This is a genomic window from Microbispora corallina (genome assembly GCF_016863035.1).
GTDB classification, from domain to species: Bacteria; Actinomycetota; Actinomycetes; order Streptosporangiales; family Streptosporangiaceae; genus Microbispora; species Microbispora corallina.
The window spans coordinates 79158-95141 of the sequence record NZ_BOOC01000010.1; the positions used below are offsets into that span (position 1 = coordinate 79158).

At 74.2% G+C, this 15984-nt stretch carries 12 protein-coding genes; 10 read left to right on the forward strand and 2 right to left on the reverse strand.

All coding sequences use genetic code 11. The features are described 5' to 3' along the window. Window position 1 precedes the first annotated feature (1 nt). Together Mco01_RS13535 and Mco01_RS13540 are read right to left on the reverse strand one after the other, a co-directional pair. Entirely contained in the window at window positions 2-1387 is a 1386-nt protein-coding gene (locus Mco01_RS13535; RefSeq protein WP_425559994.1) for an aldehyde dehydrogenase family protein, read from the reverse strand. Continuing rightward, the gene (locus Mco01_RS13540; RefSeq protein WP_204057240.1) at window positions 1354-2742 is read right to left on the reverse strand and encodes a glutamine synthetase family protein; all 1389 of its coding nucleotides are present in this window, start codon (window positions 2740-2742) and stop codon (window positions 1354-1356) included. The genes Mco01_RS13535 and Mco01_RS13540 overlap by 34 nt, the downstream gene beginning before the upstream one ends. A 110-nt stretch (window positions 2743-2852) precedes the next feature. Here Mco01_RS13540 and Mco01_RS13545 point away from each other — a divergent pair, with 110 nt between their 5' ends. From Mco01_RS13545 to Mco01_RS13590, 10 genes are all read left to right on the forward strand, one after another. Further along, a complete protein-coding gene (locus tag Mco01_RS13545) occupies window positions 2853-3587 on the forward strand; it encodes a FadR/GntR family transcriptional regulator (RefSeq protein ID WP_204057241.1) in 735 nt (244 codons plus the stop codon). Window positions 3588-3638: 51 nt separating this feature from the next. Beyond that, a complete protein-coding gene (locus Mco01_RS13550; RefSeq protein ID WP_232326584.1) occupies window positions 3639-4496 on the forward strand; it encodes a hypothetical protein in 858 nt (285 codons plus the stop codon). Window positions 4497-4553: 57 nt separating this feature from the next. Then, on the forward strand, window positions 4554-8057 hold the full coding sequence (locus Mco01_RS13555) for a WD40 repeat domain-containing serine/threonine protein kinase (protein ID WP_204057242.1): 3504 nt from the start codon (window positions 4554-4556) through the stop codon (window positions 8055-8057). A 72-nt stretch (window positions 8058-8129) separates the two neighbouring features. Further along, the gene (locus Mco01_RS13560) at window positions 8130-8324 is read left to right on the forward strand and encodes a hypothetical protein (protein WP_204057243.1); all 195 of its coding nucleotides are present in this window, start codon (window positions 8130-8132) and stop codon (window positions 8322-8324) included. Window positions 8325-8360: 36 nt separating this feature from the next. Further along, on the forward strand, window positions 8361-9050 hold the full coding sequence (locus Mco01_RS13565) for a hypothetical protein (RefSeq protein WP_036327244.1): 690 nt from the start codon (window positions 8361-8363) through the stop codon (window positions 9048-9050). A gap of 139 nt (window positions 9051-9189) precedes the next feature. Further along, window positions 9190-10944, forward strand: a complete 1755-nt coding sequence (locus Mco01_RS13570; RefSeq protein ID WP_239103586.1) for an ABC transporter ATP-binding protein — start codon at window positions 9190-9192, stop codon at window positions 10942-10944. A 546-nt stretch (window positions 10945-11490) separates the two neighbouring features. Next, a complete protein-coding gene (locus Mco01_RS13575) occupies window positions 11491-12183 on the forward strand; it encodes an SDR family oxidoreductase (protein ID WP_204057244.1) in 693 nt (230 codons plus the stop codon). Beyond that, entirely contained in the window at window positions 12180-13529 is a 1350-nt protein-coding gene (locus Mco01_RS13580; RefSeq protein WP_204057245.1) for a formimidoylglutamate deiminase, read from the forward strand. The genes Mco01_RS13575 and Mco01_RS13580 overlap by 4 nt, the downstream gene beginning before the upstream one ends. A gap of 75 nt (window positions 13530-13604) precedes the next feature. Then, window positions 13605-14753, forward strand: coding sequence for an imidazolonepropionase (gene hutI / locus Mco01_RS13585; protein ID WP_204057246.1), 1149 nt, complete (start codon window positions 13605-13607; stop codon window positions 14751-14753). Window positions 14754-14982: 229 nt separating this feature from the next. Further along, complete coding sequence (locus Mco01_RS13590; RefSeq protein WP_204057247.1) at window positions 14983-15918, forward strand: sigma-70 family RNA polymerase sigma factor; 936 nt, start codon at window positions 14983-14985, stop codon at window positions 15916-15918. The last annotated feature ends 66 nt before the right edge of the window (window positions 15919-15984 follow it).

A 15984-nucleotide genomic window follows, 5' to 3' on the forward strand; every position in this document is an offset into this window, starting at 1 on the left:
TCTACTCCGTGGAAATGAAGACGTTCTTGGTCTCGGTGAAGGCGGCCAGCGCGTCGGGGCCGAGCTCCCGTCCCAGGCCCGACTGCTTGAACCCGCCGAACGGGGTCCAGTAGCGGACGCTGGAGTGGGAGTTCACGGACAGGTTGCCCGCCTCGACGGCCCGGGCCACCCGCAGCGCCCGGCCGACGTCCCGGGTCCAGATCGACCCCGAGAGGCCGTAGAGCGTGTCGTTGGCGATCCGCACGGCGTCGGCCTCGTCGTCGAACGGGACGACCGCGACCACCGGCCCGAAGATCTCCTCGGTGAACGCCCGCCGGAACGAGTCCGAGGACGACCCCGCCAGCACCGTCGGCGGGAACCAGTAGCCGGCGCCGGCCGGGCACGAGCCGGTGACGTACGGCTCCAGGTCTCCGACGTACGAGGCCACCCGCTCCCGGTGCTCGGCGCTGATCAGCGGGCCCATCTGGGAGGCCGGGTCGTTCGGGTCGCCGACCGTCACCTCTCGTACGGCCTCGGCCAGCCGCAGAAGGAAGTCGTCGTAGACGGAACGCTCCACCAGGATGCGCGAGCGGGCGCAGCAGTCCTGGCCGGAGTTGTCGAACACGGCCATGGGCGCCGACTCCGCGGCCCTGGCCAGGTCGGAGTCGGCGAACACGATGTTGGCGCTCTTGCCGCCCAGTTCCAGCGTCACGCGCTTGACCTGCTCGGCGGCCTTCGCGCCGATCAGTTTCCCGACCTCGGTCGACCCCGTGAAGACGATCTTCCGGACGTCCGGGTGCTCGACGAGCCGCGCCCCGGCGACCTCGCCCTCGCCCGGGACGACCTGGAGGACGCCCTCGGGGATGCCGGCCTCCAGGGCCAGCTCGGCGAGGCGCAGCGCGGTCAGCGGCGTCCACTCGGCGGGCTTGACGATCACGGTGTTCCCGGCGGCGAGGGCCGGGGCGACCCCCCAGGTCATGATGACCATGGGGAAGTTCCACGGCACGATGATCCCGACCACGCCCAGCGGCTCGGAGAACGTGACGTCGATGCCGCCCGCGACCGGGATCTGCTTGCCGTGGTCGCGCTCGGGCGCGCCGGCGTAGTAGTTCAGCACGTCGCGGACGTTGCCGGCCTCCCAGCGGGCGTTGCCCACGGTGTGGCCGGCGTTTGCGATCTCCAGCCGGGCCAGCTCCTCCGCGTGGTCCTCCACGAGGGCGGCGAAGCGCCGCAGCAGCCGGGCCCGGTCGCCGGGCGCGACGGCCCGCCAGGCCGGGAAGGCCCGCCGTGCCCGTTCGACCGCGCGGTCCACCTCGGCCGCGTCGGCCATCTCGACCTCGGCGATCACGTCCTCGGTCGCCGGATTGACAATCTTCACAGCCGTTCGAACCCCCGATAGAGCTCCCAGTCGGTGACCGCCGCGTCGAAGGCGGCCAGCTCGACCTTCGCGTTGTTGGCGTAGTGCTCGACGACGTCCTTGCCGAAGGCGTCCTCGGCCGTCCGCGAGCCCTCCCACAGGGCCAGCGCGTCGCGCAGCGTGCTCGGTACGCGCTCGGCGTCGCTGTCGTAGGCGTTCCCCGTGAACGCGTCCTCCAGCGTCATCTCCTCGTCGATTCCGCGCAGGCCGGCCGCGATCATCCCGGCGACCGCGAGGTACGGGTTGACGTCGCCGCCCGGCACCCGGTTCTCCACGCGGAGGGAGGAGCCGTGGCCGCCGACCAGGCGCAGCGAGCAGGTCCGGTTGTCGACGCCCCACTTCACGGCGGTGGGGGCGAAGCTGCCGGCCACGTACCTCTTGTAGGAGTTGACGTTGGGGGCGTAGAGCAGGGTCAGCTCGCGCATCGCCGCGAGCTGCCCGGCCACGAATCGCCGGCCGGTCTCCGACAGCCCGTGAGGGCCCGCCATCACCGGCTCGCCCGACTCGTCGCGGAGGGAGATGTGGATGTGGCAGGAGTTGCCCTCGCGCTGGTTCGGCTTGGCCATGAACGTGATCGACCGGCCCTCCTGGGCGGCGATCTCCTTGGCGCCGTTCTTGTAGATGACGTGGTTGTCGCACGTCGTGAGCGCGTCGGCGTACCGGAAGGCGATCTCGTGCTGGCCGAGGTTGCACTCGCCCTTGGCCGACTCGACGTACAGGCCGGCGCCCTCCATGCCGAGCCTGATCTTGCGCAGCAGCGGCTCGATGCGCGCGGTGCCGAGCAGCGAGTAGTCCACGTTGTAGAGGTTGGCCGGGGTCAGGTCGCGGTAGCCCCGCCGCCAGGCGTCCTCGTAGTCGTTGTTGTAGACGCAGAACTCGAGCTCGGTGCCGACGTACGCGGTCCAGCCGCGCTCGGCGAGCCGGGCGACCTGCCGGCGCAGGATCTGCCGGGGGGAGGGGACGACGTCCGAGCCGTCCTCCCACACGAGGTCGGCCAGCAGCATGACCGTGCCCTCGTGCCACGGCACGCGGCGCAGCGTGGACAGGTCGGGCTTCATGACGAAGTCGCCGTAGCCGCGCTCCCAGGACGACATGGCGTAGCCGTCCACCGTGTTCATGTCGACGTCGACGGCGAGGAGGTAGTTGCACCCCTCGGCGGCGTGGTTCAGCACCTCCTCCAGGAAGTACCGCGCCGACAGGCGCTTGCCCTGCAGCCGTCCCTGCATGTCGGTGACCGCGAGCAGGACGGTGTCCACCCGGCCCGCATCGACGTCGCCGCGAAGCTGCTCAACGCTGAGCACGGCGCCTCCCGTCCAAAAGTCTGGAACCAGACCATTGAAGGGCATGCAAGCACCAGCTCCGCCCCTTAGTCAACAATGGGATTTGGTCTAACCTCGGCGCAGGGGCGCGGGGAATCCGCCGGGGACCGGACGCGTGGGCGGAGGGACGGTACGGGATGGACGGCGCCGCCGGGGTCACCGGGGCGGTCTCGCTGCTGCGGCCGGTCAGGGCCGGCAACGCGTTCGAGGAGACGGTCGAGCGCCTGCTGCAGGCGATCAAACTGGGCGTCGTGGGCCACGGCGACAAGCTCCCACCCGAGCGGGAGCTCGCGGCGCGGCTGGGCATCAGCCGGGTCACGCTTCGGGAGGCGATCCGCGCGCTGCAGGAGGCCGGCTATCTCGACGTGCGGCGGGGCCGGTACGGGGGCGCCTTCGTCGTCTACCGGCCGCCGAGCCCGAGGAAGGGCGACCTGCGCCGGGCCGTCAACGAGATGGGCGAGTCGGACCTGGAGGACGCGCTGACGTTCCGGATGGCTGTGGAGTGCGGCGCGGCCCAGGTCCTGGCCGGCTCGCGGCTCGGCCCGCGGCAGCGGGAGACGCTGAACGCCCGCCTGTCCGCGGTGAACGACGCGGCCCCGGCCGACTACCGCCGGATGGACATCGCGTTCCACCTCGCCATCGCGGAGCTGACCGGCTCGCCGCTGCTGGCCGGCGCCTGCGCCGACGCCCGCCTGAGGGTGACCGACCTGCTCAACGCCATCCCCGTGCTGCGTCCCAACATCGAGCACGCGGCCGCTCAGCACGCCGCCATCGTCGAGGCGATCCTCGACGGCGACCCCGAGGCGGCCCGGCGCGCCGTGGCCGAGCATCTGGAGGGGACCGCCGCGCTGCTGCGCGGTTTCCTCGCCTGAGCGCCGCAGTGGTCGAACCGGGCCGTAGCATCAAGGACCGGGGACCTCTTCATGTCTGACTGGTTTCATGAACGCATCGTCGACACGCATCGGCTGCCGCTGTTCTGCTTCTTCGTGGCGCTGATCGTCGCGTTTCTCTGCACCCGGGTGAACGTGCGGCTGATCCGGGCGCGGGCGCGGTGGTTCGGCAACGTGAACGTCGGCGAGACGCACATCCACCACGTCGTGTTCGGCGTGGTGCTGATGCTGCTCGGGGGCGTCGCGGGACTGGTGCTGTCCGGGGTGTCGACGGGGTGGTACTCCTTCACGGCCGCCGTCTTCGGGGTCGGCTCGGCCCTCGTGCTGGACGAGTTCGCGCTGATCCTGCACCTGCGGGACGTGTACTGGCAGGAGGAGGGCCGCACCTCGGTCGACGCGGTCTTCGTCGCGCTCGCGGCCACCGGCCTGCTGCTGCTCGGCATGCGCCCGCTCGGCTGGGACGGGCAGCCCACCGGGGGCCGCTGGACGGCCGTGGCGTTCCTCGTGGTCAACCTGGTCTTCGCCGTCGTCACGCTGCTCAAGGGCAAGATCTGGAGCGGCATCGCGGGGCTGTTCTTCCCGCCGTGCCTGTACGTCGGGGCGGTCCGGCTGGCGAGGCCCGGCTCGCCGTGGGCCCGCTGGTACTACTCGGAGGTCGCCCGGCGGCCCAAGCCGAGGCGGATGGCCAGGGCCGTGCACCGCGAGGAGCGCTGGCGCCGCCCGGTCATCCGGGTCAAGATCGCCGTCCAGGAGTTCGTCTCGGGGCGGCACGACCTGCCCGCCCCGCAGCCCCGGGCGTACCGGCGGCGGCAGGGCGCGCCCCGCCACCCGCGGCTCGCGGCCGCCCGGGTGGAGCGGCGCTGGAGGTCCCACCGGTCCCGGATCCGCTGAGAACCTCGCCGCCTCCCGCCGCGTCCAACCCGGTGGCCGGAAGGAGGCTGGTGCGGGGTGACGGGGAGGCTGCGTCCGGAGGATCCGGAGCGGTTGGGGGAGTACTGGCTCGCCGGGCGGCTGGGCGCCGGCGGCCAGGGGGTCGTGTACGAGGCGTACGACGGCGAGGGCCGCCGGGTGGCGGTCAAGGTGCTGCACGGCGGCGCGGCGGCCGACCCCGAGACGAGGGAGCGGCTCGGCAGGGAGGCGGCGGCGGCGCGGCGGGTCGCGTCGTTCTGCACCGCCCGGGTCGTCGCCGCCGACCTCGACGGCCCCCGGCCGTACCTCGTCAGCGAGTACGTCGAGGGGCCGAGCCTGCGCCGCGCGGTGACCGAGGGGCGCCCGTTCGCCGGGGACGACCTGCACCGGCTGGCGACCGCGGTCGCGACGGCGCTGACGGCCGTGCACGAGGCGGGCGTGGTGCACCGCGACCTCAAGCCCGACAACGTGCTGCTGGGCCCGGACGGCCCCCGAGTGATCGACTTCGGGATCGCCCGGACCCTGGAGATGTCGCTGACGACCGCGGGCCTGGTCGCCGGCACGCCGACGTACATGGCGCCGGAGGTGTTCACCGGGCAGCGGGCCGGCGCCCCGGCGGACGTGTTCGCCTGGGGCGGGATCGTCCTGTTCGCCGCCACCGGGCGGGATCCGTTCACGGCGGAGAGCCTGGGCGGGGTCATGCACCGCGTGCTGTCGGCCGACCCGGACCTGTCCGCGCTCCCCGAGGGTCTGCGGCCGCTGGTGGGCGCGGCCCTGGCCAAGGACCCCGTGGCCCGTCCCTCAGCTCGCGACCTGCTCATGGCCCTCATCAGCGGCGGCTCGGCGGTCGAGGTGGGCCGCCTGCTGGCCGAGGGGACCAGGGCGGCTAGCGGTGTGGAGGCCCCGGCCGGGAACGACCCGGCGCTGGGCCTGCTCGCCGAGGAGGCGTACGGGTCGCTCGGCGACCGCGAGCGGGACCTGGTGCCCCAGATCTTCCTGCGCCTGGTGGCGGTCTCCCCCGACGGGGAACTCGGCACCCGGCGGATGCCCGTGGACGAGGCGGCGCCCGAGGCGGAGCCGGTCCTTCGGGCCTTCGCCTACGTGCTGGGCAGGAGCGACCGGGAGGTCTCCCTCGCCCGCCCGGCCGTGCTGCGGGCCTGGCCCCGGCTGCGGGCGTGGGTCGCGGACGAGTGGGACGGCCTGCCGGTCCACGCGGGGATCCGCGGCCAGGCCCGGCAGTGGGACGACCACGGACGCCGCGACGGCGACCTGCTGCAGGGGAGCCGACTGGACGCGGCCCTGGGCTGGGCCGCCGCCGGACGGCGCCACCTGCGGCTCAACCCGCTCGAACGGGACTTACTCGACGCGTCCGCGGCGCTGACCCGCCGCCGTGCGCGGCGGCGCCGCCTCCTCACGGCGGCGCTGGCCGTCCTGCTCGCGCTGTCGCTGGCCGGCGGCGGCCTGGCGGCGTACCAGGGCGGCCGGATCGCGGAGCAACGCGACAGGATCGGCGAGCAGCGCGACCAGATCACCGCGCAGCGCGACCAGGCGCTCGGCCGGGAGCTGGCCTTCGTCTCGGGGACGCTGCGCACGACCGATCCCGTGGCCGCGATGCTGCTCAGCGTCGCCGCCTGGCGGCTCGCGCCGGGGGCGGAGGCGAGGTCCGGCCTCCTGTCCTCGCTCTACCAGCCGGAGGTGGCCGCCTTCCGGCCGTGGCGGGACGACGGCCTGCAGGCGCTGAGCGGCGACGGCCGCCGGCTCGTCAGCGCGTCCGACGGGGAGATACGGCTCTACGACGTGCCCGGGCAACGGGAGATCCGGCGGTTCCCGGCGCCGGAGCTCCACGGCGGCCCCCTGTTCGACGTCGCGCTGAGCCCCGGGGCGCGGTCGGTCGCCGTGGTGACGGGGAGCCGGGTGGTGGTCTGGGATCTGGCGACCGGCCGCCGCCGTGCGGAGTTGAGCCTTCCCGGCGCGAGCGCCCAGGGCGAGGTCGACTTCGGGGACGGCGAGTCGGCGCTCGGCGTCCTGGAGGACGGCAACGGCTTCGTCTGGGGCCTGAAGACCGGCGGGACGTACGGCCGCGGCGCGGAGGGCGGCTGGCCCGACGCGGTGCCCGCCGTGTCGCGGTCCGGCCGGCTGGCCGCGGTCGCGGCGGGAGGGGTGACCGTGTGGCGGCTTCCGGGGCGGGTCCGGGAGCCGGGCCCGGGCCGGGCGTGCCCGCGCGACGCCGAGCGCGCCGCGTTCAGCCCCGACGGCCGCGTCCTGGCGTGCGCCGGGCGGAGGCTCGCGTTCGTCGCCGCGGACACCGGCCGGCTGCTCGGCGCGGTCACGGCTGGCGGCCCGGGTGTGGGCGGTGGGCTGCGGTTCAGCCCCGACGGGCGGTTCCTGGTGGAGTTCGCCGGCCACGGCGTCCGCGTGTGGCGGGTGCGGGACCGGCGGCAGGTCTTCGCCTACCAGGCGGAGGACGACGTGCTCGACGCCCGCCTCGACCCGGACGGCCGGACGCTGCGGTGCCTGCTCGCCGACGGCGTGGTCGGCGTGGACATCGCCCCCCGGGCCGTCCCGGCGCGGCCCTCGCCGGGGATCTTCGACACGAGGATGAGCCCGGACGGCCGGTGGCTGGCCGTGGAGGCCGAGGAGGACGCTCCGGTCCGGTTGTGGGACGCGGCGCGGGGCGTGTTCGCCGGCCCGCTGCCCGGATCGGACGGCTGGGCGCCCGCGGACTTCGACCGCGCGGGGCGGACGGTGGTGCTGAAGGACCTGCCCGGCGAGAGGCTGCGGGCCTGGGACGCGCGCACGCGCGCGCCGCTGTGGGCCCACCGGGTGCCCGCGGGCCTCATGGTGGACGGCACCGCCTTCACCCCGGACGGGCGGCTGTTCGCCGCGGCGCTGGTCCGCGACGACAACGGCCGCGGTCCCGACCGGGCCCGGCTGGCCGAGTGGGACGCCCGTACGGGACGGCAGGTGCGGGACGTGCCCCTCGCCCACGCGCTGGGCGCGATCGCCTTCGCCCCGGACGGCCGGACGATCGTCGCCGGCGGCGAGACCGTCGACGCGGTCACCGGCAGGACGATCTGGTCGGGCTTCACCGCGTCACCGGCCTTCGCGGCCGGCCCCACCGGCCTGATCGCCGTGGGAGGCCCGACGGGACGGGTCTTCCTGTGGGACGCCCGGACCCGGTCTCCGGCGCCGCCGGTGCTCCACGGCACGGCGGAGGCGGTCCAGTCGCTCGCGTTCGACGCCGGAGGCGAGACCCTCGCCACCGTGGGCGAGAGCGGGACCGTCCAGCTGTGGGACGTGCGGGCCGGCCGGCGTCTCGGCCCCGCGCTGCGGCTTGCCGCCGACGGCGCCCCGGCCGTGACGTTCGCGCCCGGCGGCGACCGGCTCTTCGTCACCTTCCAGGATGGGGACCTGTTCCGCCTGCCCGCCGGCGGCGACGCGGTGGCCGCGGCGGTGTGCGCGCGGGCCGGGCGGACGCTGACGGTGGGGGAGTGGCGGCGGCGCCTGCCCGGGGTTCCGTATCAGGACGTCTGCCGCCGGTGACCACCGTAGGCATTTCGCCGGGTTCTGTGGGTATTTCTCCTGTTGTAGTCGGTCCGGGGTGGGAGGGGCGGGATGGAGTCACGGGAGCGGTTCCTGTTCCAGAAGATGGCGGCCCAGCTGAAACGGGAGGCGGCCCGCCTGACGGGCGACCGGCTCATGGCGGCCGAGGCCCGTACGGAGGAGGCCGAGGCGCGCCTGTGCCTCACGTGGCACGACATCCTCGACACCACCTGGGAGATCCGCATGCTCTACGGCGTGAGAGGCTAGGACCGTCCTGACCTTCCGCCACCGAAAGGCCACGTAGTGGAGCCGTCCCCGTTCCACCTGCGCCTGATCGACGACGCGCGGCCCGTGCTCGACCGGTACGGCCTGCTGCTCGCGGGCGGCTACGCGCTGCGCGCCCACGGCTGCGTCGACCGCCCGGTCGACGACCTGACGTTCGTGACCGAGGACGAGACGCCGCTGCCCGAGGTGGCGGCGGCCGTCGCGGGCGCCTACGAGGGCAGGGGACTGACGGCCGAGGTGTGCGAGACGGCGCCGCGGGCGGCCCGCGTCGTGGTGACCGACGAGATCAGCGGCCAGGCCGGCGAGGTCACCCTGCTCCGCGAGCCCCTCCGCGACCGGCCCGCCGACCTGGGGCCCTGCCGGGTCGCCGGCCTCGACGACGCCGTGGGGCTCAAGGTCCGCGCGCTGCACAACCGCGGGCTGCCCCGCGACTTCGCTGATGTCGCCTCCGTCGCCGGGCTGTACCCCTTCCGCCTGCTGGAGCAGCTGGGCGCGGCGCACGAGGACGACTGGAGCGCCGAGGACCTCGTCCAGCGGCTGGAGACCGTCGACCTCCTCGCCGACGAGGCGTTCGCCGCCTACGGCCTCGACGAGGAGCGGATCGCCGCCGTCCGCCGGTTCGCCTACGCCTGGGTCGAGGACATCAAGCTCCGCCGGGTCGAGGACGGCGACGCCGAGTTCGACCTCGACGTGCCCGAGATCGACTGACCCCGCCCCCTCCACCACCCCTTCGCCGTCCGGTCACATCCGCCCGCCTTCCATCCTGTCCCGGTGGTCAACCAAGGTTGACACGCGATCTATCGTGAACCTACATTGATCGCGCCGAGGTTCGCGGACAGGGGGATTCATGGGCACAGGGGGACGCGACGGCCTGCCGGCCGGGCGAAGGCCGTGGCGGCTGCTGCTCGACCAGGTGCGGCCGCACCGTCGGATGCTGCTGCTCGGCGGCGCGCTGAGCCTGGTGGGCAGCGCCGCCGGGCTCTCGATGCCGCTCCTGGCCAAGCGGGTGATCGACGCGTTCGGAACCGGCGCCCAGCTGGTGGGGCCGGTGCTCGGCCTGTCGGTCGCGGTCCTGGTGGGCGCGCTGATCTCGGCCGGTGGCCGGTTCCTCCTGGAGCGGATGGGCGAGAACATCGTGCTCGCCTCACGCCGGACGCTCGTGGACCGCATGCTGCGGCTCCGGGTGGCCGACGTGGACCGGCTCAAGCCCGGCGACCTGCTCTCCCGGGTCAGCTCCGACACCACCCTCCTGCGGGCCGTGTGCACGGAGTCGCTGGCCGGCCTCGTGGGCGCGGCGTTCATGTTCCTCGGCGCCGTCGTGATGATGGCGCTCATGGACGGCCTGCTGCTTTTGGTCACGCTGGCCGTGGTCGCCGCGGTCGCCCTGATGGGCACGACGATCGCCCCCCGCATCCGGAAGGCGTCCCTGCAGGCGCAGGTCGCGCTGGGGGAGATGGGCTCCACGCTCGACCGGGCCCTCCAGGCGTTCCGCACGGTCAAGGCCAGCGGCGCGGAGGGGCGCGAGATCGCGGCCGTGGGCGAGGCCGCCGCCGTGGCGCGCGACCGCGGCGTGACGGCCGCCGCGTGGACCTCGGTCGCCGGGATCGGCGCCTGGATGTCGATCCAGCTCGCCTTCCTCGCGGTGCTCGGGGTGGGCGGCGCCCGGGTGGCGTCGGGCGCGATGGCGATCTCGTCGCTGATCGCCTTCCTCCTCTACCTCTTCTACCTGGTCTCCCCGATCGGCCAGCTGATCCAGAGCATCACCCAGATCCAGAACGGGCTGGCCGCGATCACCCGCATCCAGGAGATCACCGAGCTGCCCACCGAGCCGGCGGCGGAGCCGGCCGCCGCCGGGTCCCACGATCCGGTCGGCGTGGCGTTCGACGGGGTCGTCTTCCGGTACGGCGACGACCGGCCGGTCGTGCACGACGACGTGTCGTTCGAGGTGTCCGCCGGCGGGATGACGGCCCTGGTCGGCCCGTCCGGGGCGGGCAAGTCCACGGTGTTCGGCCTGATCGAGCGCTTCTACGAGCCCCAGGCCGGCACGATCGCCATCGGCGGGCGCGACGTCCGCGACTGGCCGCTCGGAGAGCTGCGCGCCGCGCTCGGGTACGTGGAGCAGGACGCCCCCGTCCTCGCCGGGACGTTCCAGGAGAACCTCGTCTTCGGGGCGCCGGAGGCGACGGACGAGGAGATCGCCCGTGCCCTCGCCCGTACGCGCCTGGACGACCTGGTGGCGCGGCTGCCCGAGGGGCTGGAGACGCCGGTCGGCCACCGGGGCATCCTGCTGTCGGGCGGGGAGCGGCAGCGGGTGGCCATCGCGCGGGCGCTGCTGCGCCGGCCGCGGCTGCTGCTGCTCGACGAGGCGACCTCCCAGCTGGACGCGGTCAACGAGATGCGGCTGCGCGAGGTGGTGGCCGAGGTGGCGCGGGAGACGACGGTCCTGGTGATCGCCCACCGGCTGTCCACGGTGACGGGGGCCGACCGGATCATCGTGATGGAGGCGGGCCGGGTGCGGGCGTCGGGCACGCACCACGAGCTGGTCGACGCCGACGAGCTGTACCGGGAGCTGGCCGCCACGCAGTTCCTCGTCGGCTCCTGAGGCTGCCGCAGGGCAAAGCCGTGAGCAGGCTTTACGCCCCCGGACGGCTGTCGCGACCGGAAACCGGGAACCCCGCAAGGTGCGTAACCTCTCCTTCACCACCGCCCGGTCCCGGGTCGAGCGCGCGTGCGGGCGCGTCCGGGGACGGGCAGAAGGGCGGGGCGTCCCGGTTTCGCCGGGACGCCCCGGCCGGTCCCGCCGGGCGCGGGCTCAGCGCGTGAGGTCGCGCATGTCCGCAGGGTCCGGCCGAGCACGACGGCCGGGCGGCTCGCCGGGCTCGCGGCCGGCCGTTCCAGCACTCCGGCGCGGACCTCGGCGATCATGCCGAACCCCACCACCAGCGATCCAGGTCCACGAGCGGCGCCGCGATCCCCACCGGCCGCGCGTCCGGTACGTCGTGCAGAGGCCGCGACCCGTCGATCATCGTCACCGGTCCTCGCAGGGGTCAGGGCAGCTCGTCCCGCTCGACCAGGCCGGCGGCCGGAACGGGATCGTCAACCGGGCCTTGGCGGGAGGAGAGCCGCGGCACGGCCTAAGGTGAGGACCATGTCCGAACGACCGAGGGCGCTCGTCACGGGCGCCTCCCGAGGGGTCGGGGCCGCCGTCGCCCGGGCCCTCGCCCCCACGCACGACCTCCTGCTCGGCGGGCGGGACGGCACGGTCCTCGACGCGCTGTGCGAAGAACTGCCGGGCTCCCGTCCCTGGGCGGTGGAGCTGACCGAGGTCACCGAGGCCGACGTCGAGGGGATCGACCGGCTCGACCTGCTCGTGCACAGCGCCGGCGTCGTCAGGCTCGGCCACCTCGCCGACACCCCGGCCGAGGTGTGGCGGCGGACGCTGGAGGTGAACGTCGTCGCGGTGGCCGAGCTCACCCGGCTGCTGCTCCCCGCCCTGCGGGCGGCGCGGGGCCACGTGGTGCTGATCAACTCGGGGGCCGGGCTGCGGGCCAACCCCAACTGGGGGTCGTACGCCGCCAGCAAGTTCGCCCTGCGGGCCTTCGCCGACGTGCTGCGGGAGGAGGAGCACGCGAACGGGCTCCGGGTCACCACGGTCTACCCCGGGCGCGTGGACACCGACATGCAGCGCGATGTCCGCGCCCAGGAGGGCGGGCCGTACGAGCCGGGCCGGTACCTCGACGCGGACTCGGTCGCGCGCGCCGTGCTGGCCGCCGTGACCGCGACCCCCGACGCCCACGTCACCGAGATCACCGTGCGTCCCGCGGCGGGTCCCACGCGATGAGCGCCGCCGTGACCTACTGGTGCGAGATGGCGTGGCTGCCGCCGGGCGAGGCCGTGGAGAGCGTGGCGATCGAGGTGGAGGGGCGGCGGCTGGGCGAGATCCGGCCCGGGGTCCCCGCCCCGCCGGGCGCCGTGCGGCTCGCCGGGCTGACCCTGCCCGGCCTCGCCGACTGCCACTCGCACGCCTTCCACCGCGCCCTCCGGGGGCACACCCAGACCGAGCGGGGCAGCTTCTGGACCTGGCGCAGGCAGATGTACGGCGTGGCCGCGGCCCTCGACCCGGACGCCTACCTCAGGCTGGCCACCGCCGTCTTCGCCGAGATGTCGCTGGCGGGGATCACCTGCGTCGGGGAGTTCCACTACCTGCACCACGGCCCCGGCGGCGTGCCGTACGCCGACGCGAACGCCATGGGCCACGCGCTCGTCGAGGCCGCCCGGCGGGCCGGGCTGCGGATGGCGCTGATCGACACGTGCTACCTCACCGGCGGCATCGGGGACGCCCTGCAGGGCACCCAGCTCCGGTTCGGGGACGGGGACGCCGACCGCTGGGCCGTACGGGCCGAGGACCTGGCCGCGGCCTACGAGGGCGCCGAGGACGTGGAGATCGGCGCGGCCATCCACTCGGTGCGCGCGGTCCCGCCGGAGCAGATGCACGTGCCGGTCGAGTTCGCCCACCGGCACGCCGGGCCGCTGCACGCCCACGTCTCCGAGCAGCGGGCCGAGAACGAGGCCTGCGTCGAGGCGTACGCCGCCACGCCCGTCCAGGTGCTGCACGAGCACGGCGCTCTCGGGCCGCGTTCGACGGCCGTGCACGCGACCCACCTGTCCGACGTGGACGTGGCCCTGCTCGGCGGCTCGACGACGTACGTGTGCATGTGCCCCACGACCGAGCGCGACCTGGCCGACGGCATCGGCCCGGCCCGCAGGCTCCTCGACGCCGGCGCCCCGATCACGCTGGGCAGCGACAGCCACGCGATCGTCGACCTGTTCGAGGAGGCCCGGGCCGTCGAGCTCGACGAGCGGCTGGCCACCGGCGAGCGCGGCCACTGGCGGGCGGCGGAGCTCCTGCACGCCGCGACCGCCGCCGGCCACGCCTCGCTCGGCTTCCCCGACGCCGGCTGCCTGGTCCCGGGGGCGTGGGCCGACCTCGTGTCGGTCCGCCTCGACTCGGTCCGCACGGCCGGGGCGACGAGAGGCTCGGCCGCCGAGGCGGTGGTCTTCTCGGCCGCGGCGGCGGACGTGCACACGGTCGTCTCCGGCGGCCGCAGGGTGGTGACCGACGGGCGGCACGTGCTCGGCGACGTCGGCGGCCTCCTGCGTGACGCCGTGGCGCTGGTGCGCGATTAGGGGTCGTGGCCCCAGACTGAGGGGTTTGCGCCGCGCGCGCGTTGGCGAGGATCAGAAAGCGTGGGGTCGAGCGGCATGACATCAACGGTTTTCGTCGGCATCGGGCTGCTGTTCACGGCCGACCCGGAGCGTGAGGAGCTGGAGGACGCCGCTCTGCTGGCCGAGGACGGCGTCGTCCGCTGGATCGGGCCCTCCGCCCACGCGCCGGAGGCCGACGAGCGGGTCGACGTGGAGGGCCGCGCCGTCATCCCGGGCTTCGTCGACAGCCACGCGCACCTGGTGTTCGCCGGCGACCGCACCGCCGAGTTCGCGGCCCGCATGGCGGGAGTGCCCTACTCGGCCGGCGGCATCCGCACCACGGTCGAGGCCACCCGCTCGGCCAGCGTCCCCGAGCTGGTGCACAACACGGCGACGCTGGTCTCCGAGATGGCCGTCCAGGGCACCACCACGTTCGAGATCAAGAGCGGGTACGGCCTGACGGTCGAGGCCGAGCGGCGCAGCCTGGAGATCGCCGGCCAGTTCACCGCCGAGACCACGTTCCTGGGCGCCCACGTGGTGCCGCAGGGGACCACGGCCGACGACTACGTCCGCGTGGTGACCGGGCCGATGCTGGACGCCTGCGCGCCGTACGCCCGGTGGGTCGACGTGTTCTGCGAGCGCGGCGCGTTCGACGAGGAGCAGAGCAGGGAGGTGCTGGCGGCGGGGATCAAGGCGGGCCTGCGGGCGCGGGTCCACGCCAACCAGCTCGGGCCGGGGCCCGGCGTCCGGCTCGCCTGCGAGATGGGGGCGGCCTCGGCCGACCACTGCACCCACCTGACCGACCGGGACGTGTCCGATCTCGCCGACAGCGGGGTGGTGGCCACGCTGCTGCCGGGGGCCGAGTTCTCCACCCGCTCGCCGTACCCGGACGCGCGGCGGCTGCTCGACGCCGGGGTGAACGTGGCGCTCGCCACCGACTGCAACCCGGGGTCGTCGTTCACCACCTCGATGCCGTTCTGCGTCGCCCTCGCCGTACGGGAGATGGGGATGACGCCGCGTGAGGCCGTGCGGGCGGCGACGCTGGGCGGGGCGCGGGCGCTGCGCCGCCACGACGTGGGCATCCTGCGCGTGGGCGCCAGGGCGGATCTGGCCGTCCTGGAGGCGCCGTCGTACGTCCACCTCGCCTACCGGCCGGGAGTGCCACTGGTGGCGCAGGTCTGGCAGTCAGGCCGCCGCCTCGTTTGAGTCGCCCCCAGAGGGGTAGTCCGGCATTTTCCAGCCGCGCATCCTCCTTCAGGAGGAACCGGAAACCATTCTGCGGTCGTATTAGTTTAGGGAATCTTTGCCCTGGACGGACCGTTGATCGAGTCAGGATCGGTGAATCCGGAAGCCCGTGCAGAGCGGGGCGCGCGGGCTCGGGGGAACCGGTTCCGACACAACGTGCATAACGCCGCGCGGAACGAGGTGCCATCGGATGGCGACGGGGAATCGGACGCAGGATCAGCACGTCTCTGACCGGGACCTGCTGGGGACCTATCTGGCCGAGATCGGCCGGATCCCCCTTCTGACGGCCGAGCAGGAGGTGGAGCTCGCCAAGCGGATCGAGGCGGGCCTGTTCGCCGAGCACCTGCTCGACGGCGGGCGGCCGGAGCCGAAGGTCTCGGACGCGGCCGACGAGGAGCTCGAGCGCATCGCGATCTCCGGGCGGCGGGCGAAGGACGAGTTCATCCAGGCCAACCTGCGCCTGGTGGTGGCGGTGGCCCGGAAGTACTCGGGGCGGGGGATGCCGCTGATCGACCTCGTCCAGGAGGGCAACCTGGGCCTGGTGCGCGCGGTGGAGAAGTTCGACTACCGGCGGGGGTACAAGTTCTCGACCTACGCCACCTGGTGGATCCGCCAGTCGGTGGGCCGCTCGATCCACGAGCAGGCGCGGCCGGTGCGCCTGCCCACCCACGCCGGTGAGCAGATGACGCGGCTGATGCGGGTGCGCAGGGACATGCTGGCCGAGTTCGACGCCGAGCCGACCGACGCCGATCTGGCCGAGGTGCTCGACCTGCCCATCGAGCGGGTGCAGGAGCTGCGCCGCTGGGCCTCCGACCCGGTCTCCCTCCAGCTCGGCGTGGGCGACGAGGACGAGACCGAGCTGGGCGACATGATCGCGGACGAGACCTGGGCCGACCCGGAGCAGCAGGCCATGGCGACCCTCGACAAGGAGCGCCTGGAGGAGTGGCTGACCGGCCTGGAGGGCCAGATCCGCGAGATGTTGCGCTGGCGCTACGGCCTGGTGGACGGGCGTGAACACACCCTCACCGAGGTGGGGGAGCGGTACGGCATCGGCCGCGACCGGGCCCGCCGCCTGGAGCGCGACGCCCTCGTGCGGCTGCGGAAGATGGCGAGCGCCGCCGCCTGATCACCCGCCGGCCGCCGGGCGGAAGAATCACGGGAAACATTGTTCACAGACGCGCACCTCTCCGGG

What these genes read in the sequence shown, in the direction of transcription:
- Mco01_RS13590 (WP_204057247.1), top strand. Translation starts at nt 14,983, where the DNA reads ATGGCGACGGGGAATCGGACGCAGGATCAGCACGTCTCTGACCGGGAC.
- Mco01_RS13560 (WP_204057243.1), top strand. Translation starts at nt 8,130, where the DNA reads ATGGAGTCACGGGAGCGGTTCCTGTTCCAGAAGATGGCGGCCCAGCTG.
- Mco01_RS13540 (WP_204057240.1), bottom strand. Translation starts at nt 2,742, where the DNA reads ATGCCCTTCAATGGTCTGGTTCCAGACTTTTGGACGGGAGGCGCCGTG.
- Mco01_RS13580 (WP_204057245.1), top strand. Translation starts at nt 12,180, where the DNA reads ATGAGCGCCGCCGTGACCTACTGGTGCGAGATGGCGTGGCTGCCGCCG.
- Mco01_RS13545 (WP_204057241.1), top strand. Translation starts at nt 2,853, where the DNA reads ATGGACGGCGCCGCCGGGGTCACCGGGGCGGTCTCGCTGCTGCGGCCG.
- Mco01_RS13570 (WP_239103586.1), top strand. Translation starts at nt 9,190, where the DNA reads ATGGGCACAGGGGGACGCGACGGCCTGCCGGCCGGGCGAAGGCCGTGG.
- Mco01_RS13550 (WP_232326584.1), top strand. Translation starts at nt 3,639, where the DNA reads ATGTCTGACTGGTTTCATGAACGCATCGTCGACACGCATCGGCTGCCG.
- Mco01_RS13575 (WP_204057244.1), top strand. Translation starts at nt 11,491, where the DNA reads ATGTCCGAACGACCGAGGGCGCTCGTCACGGGCGCCTCCCGAGGGGTC.
- hutI (WP_204057246.1), top strand. Translation starts at nt 13,605, where the DNA reads ATGACATCAACGGTTTTCGTCGGCATCGGGCTGCTGTTCACGGCCGAC.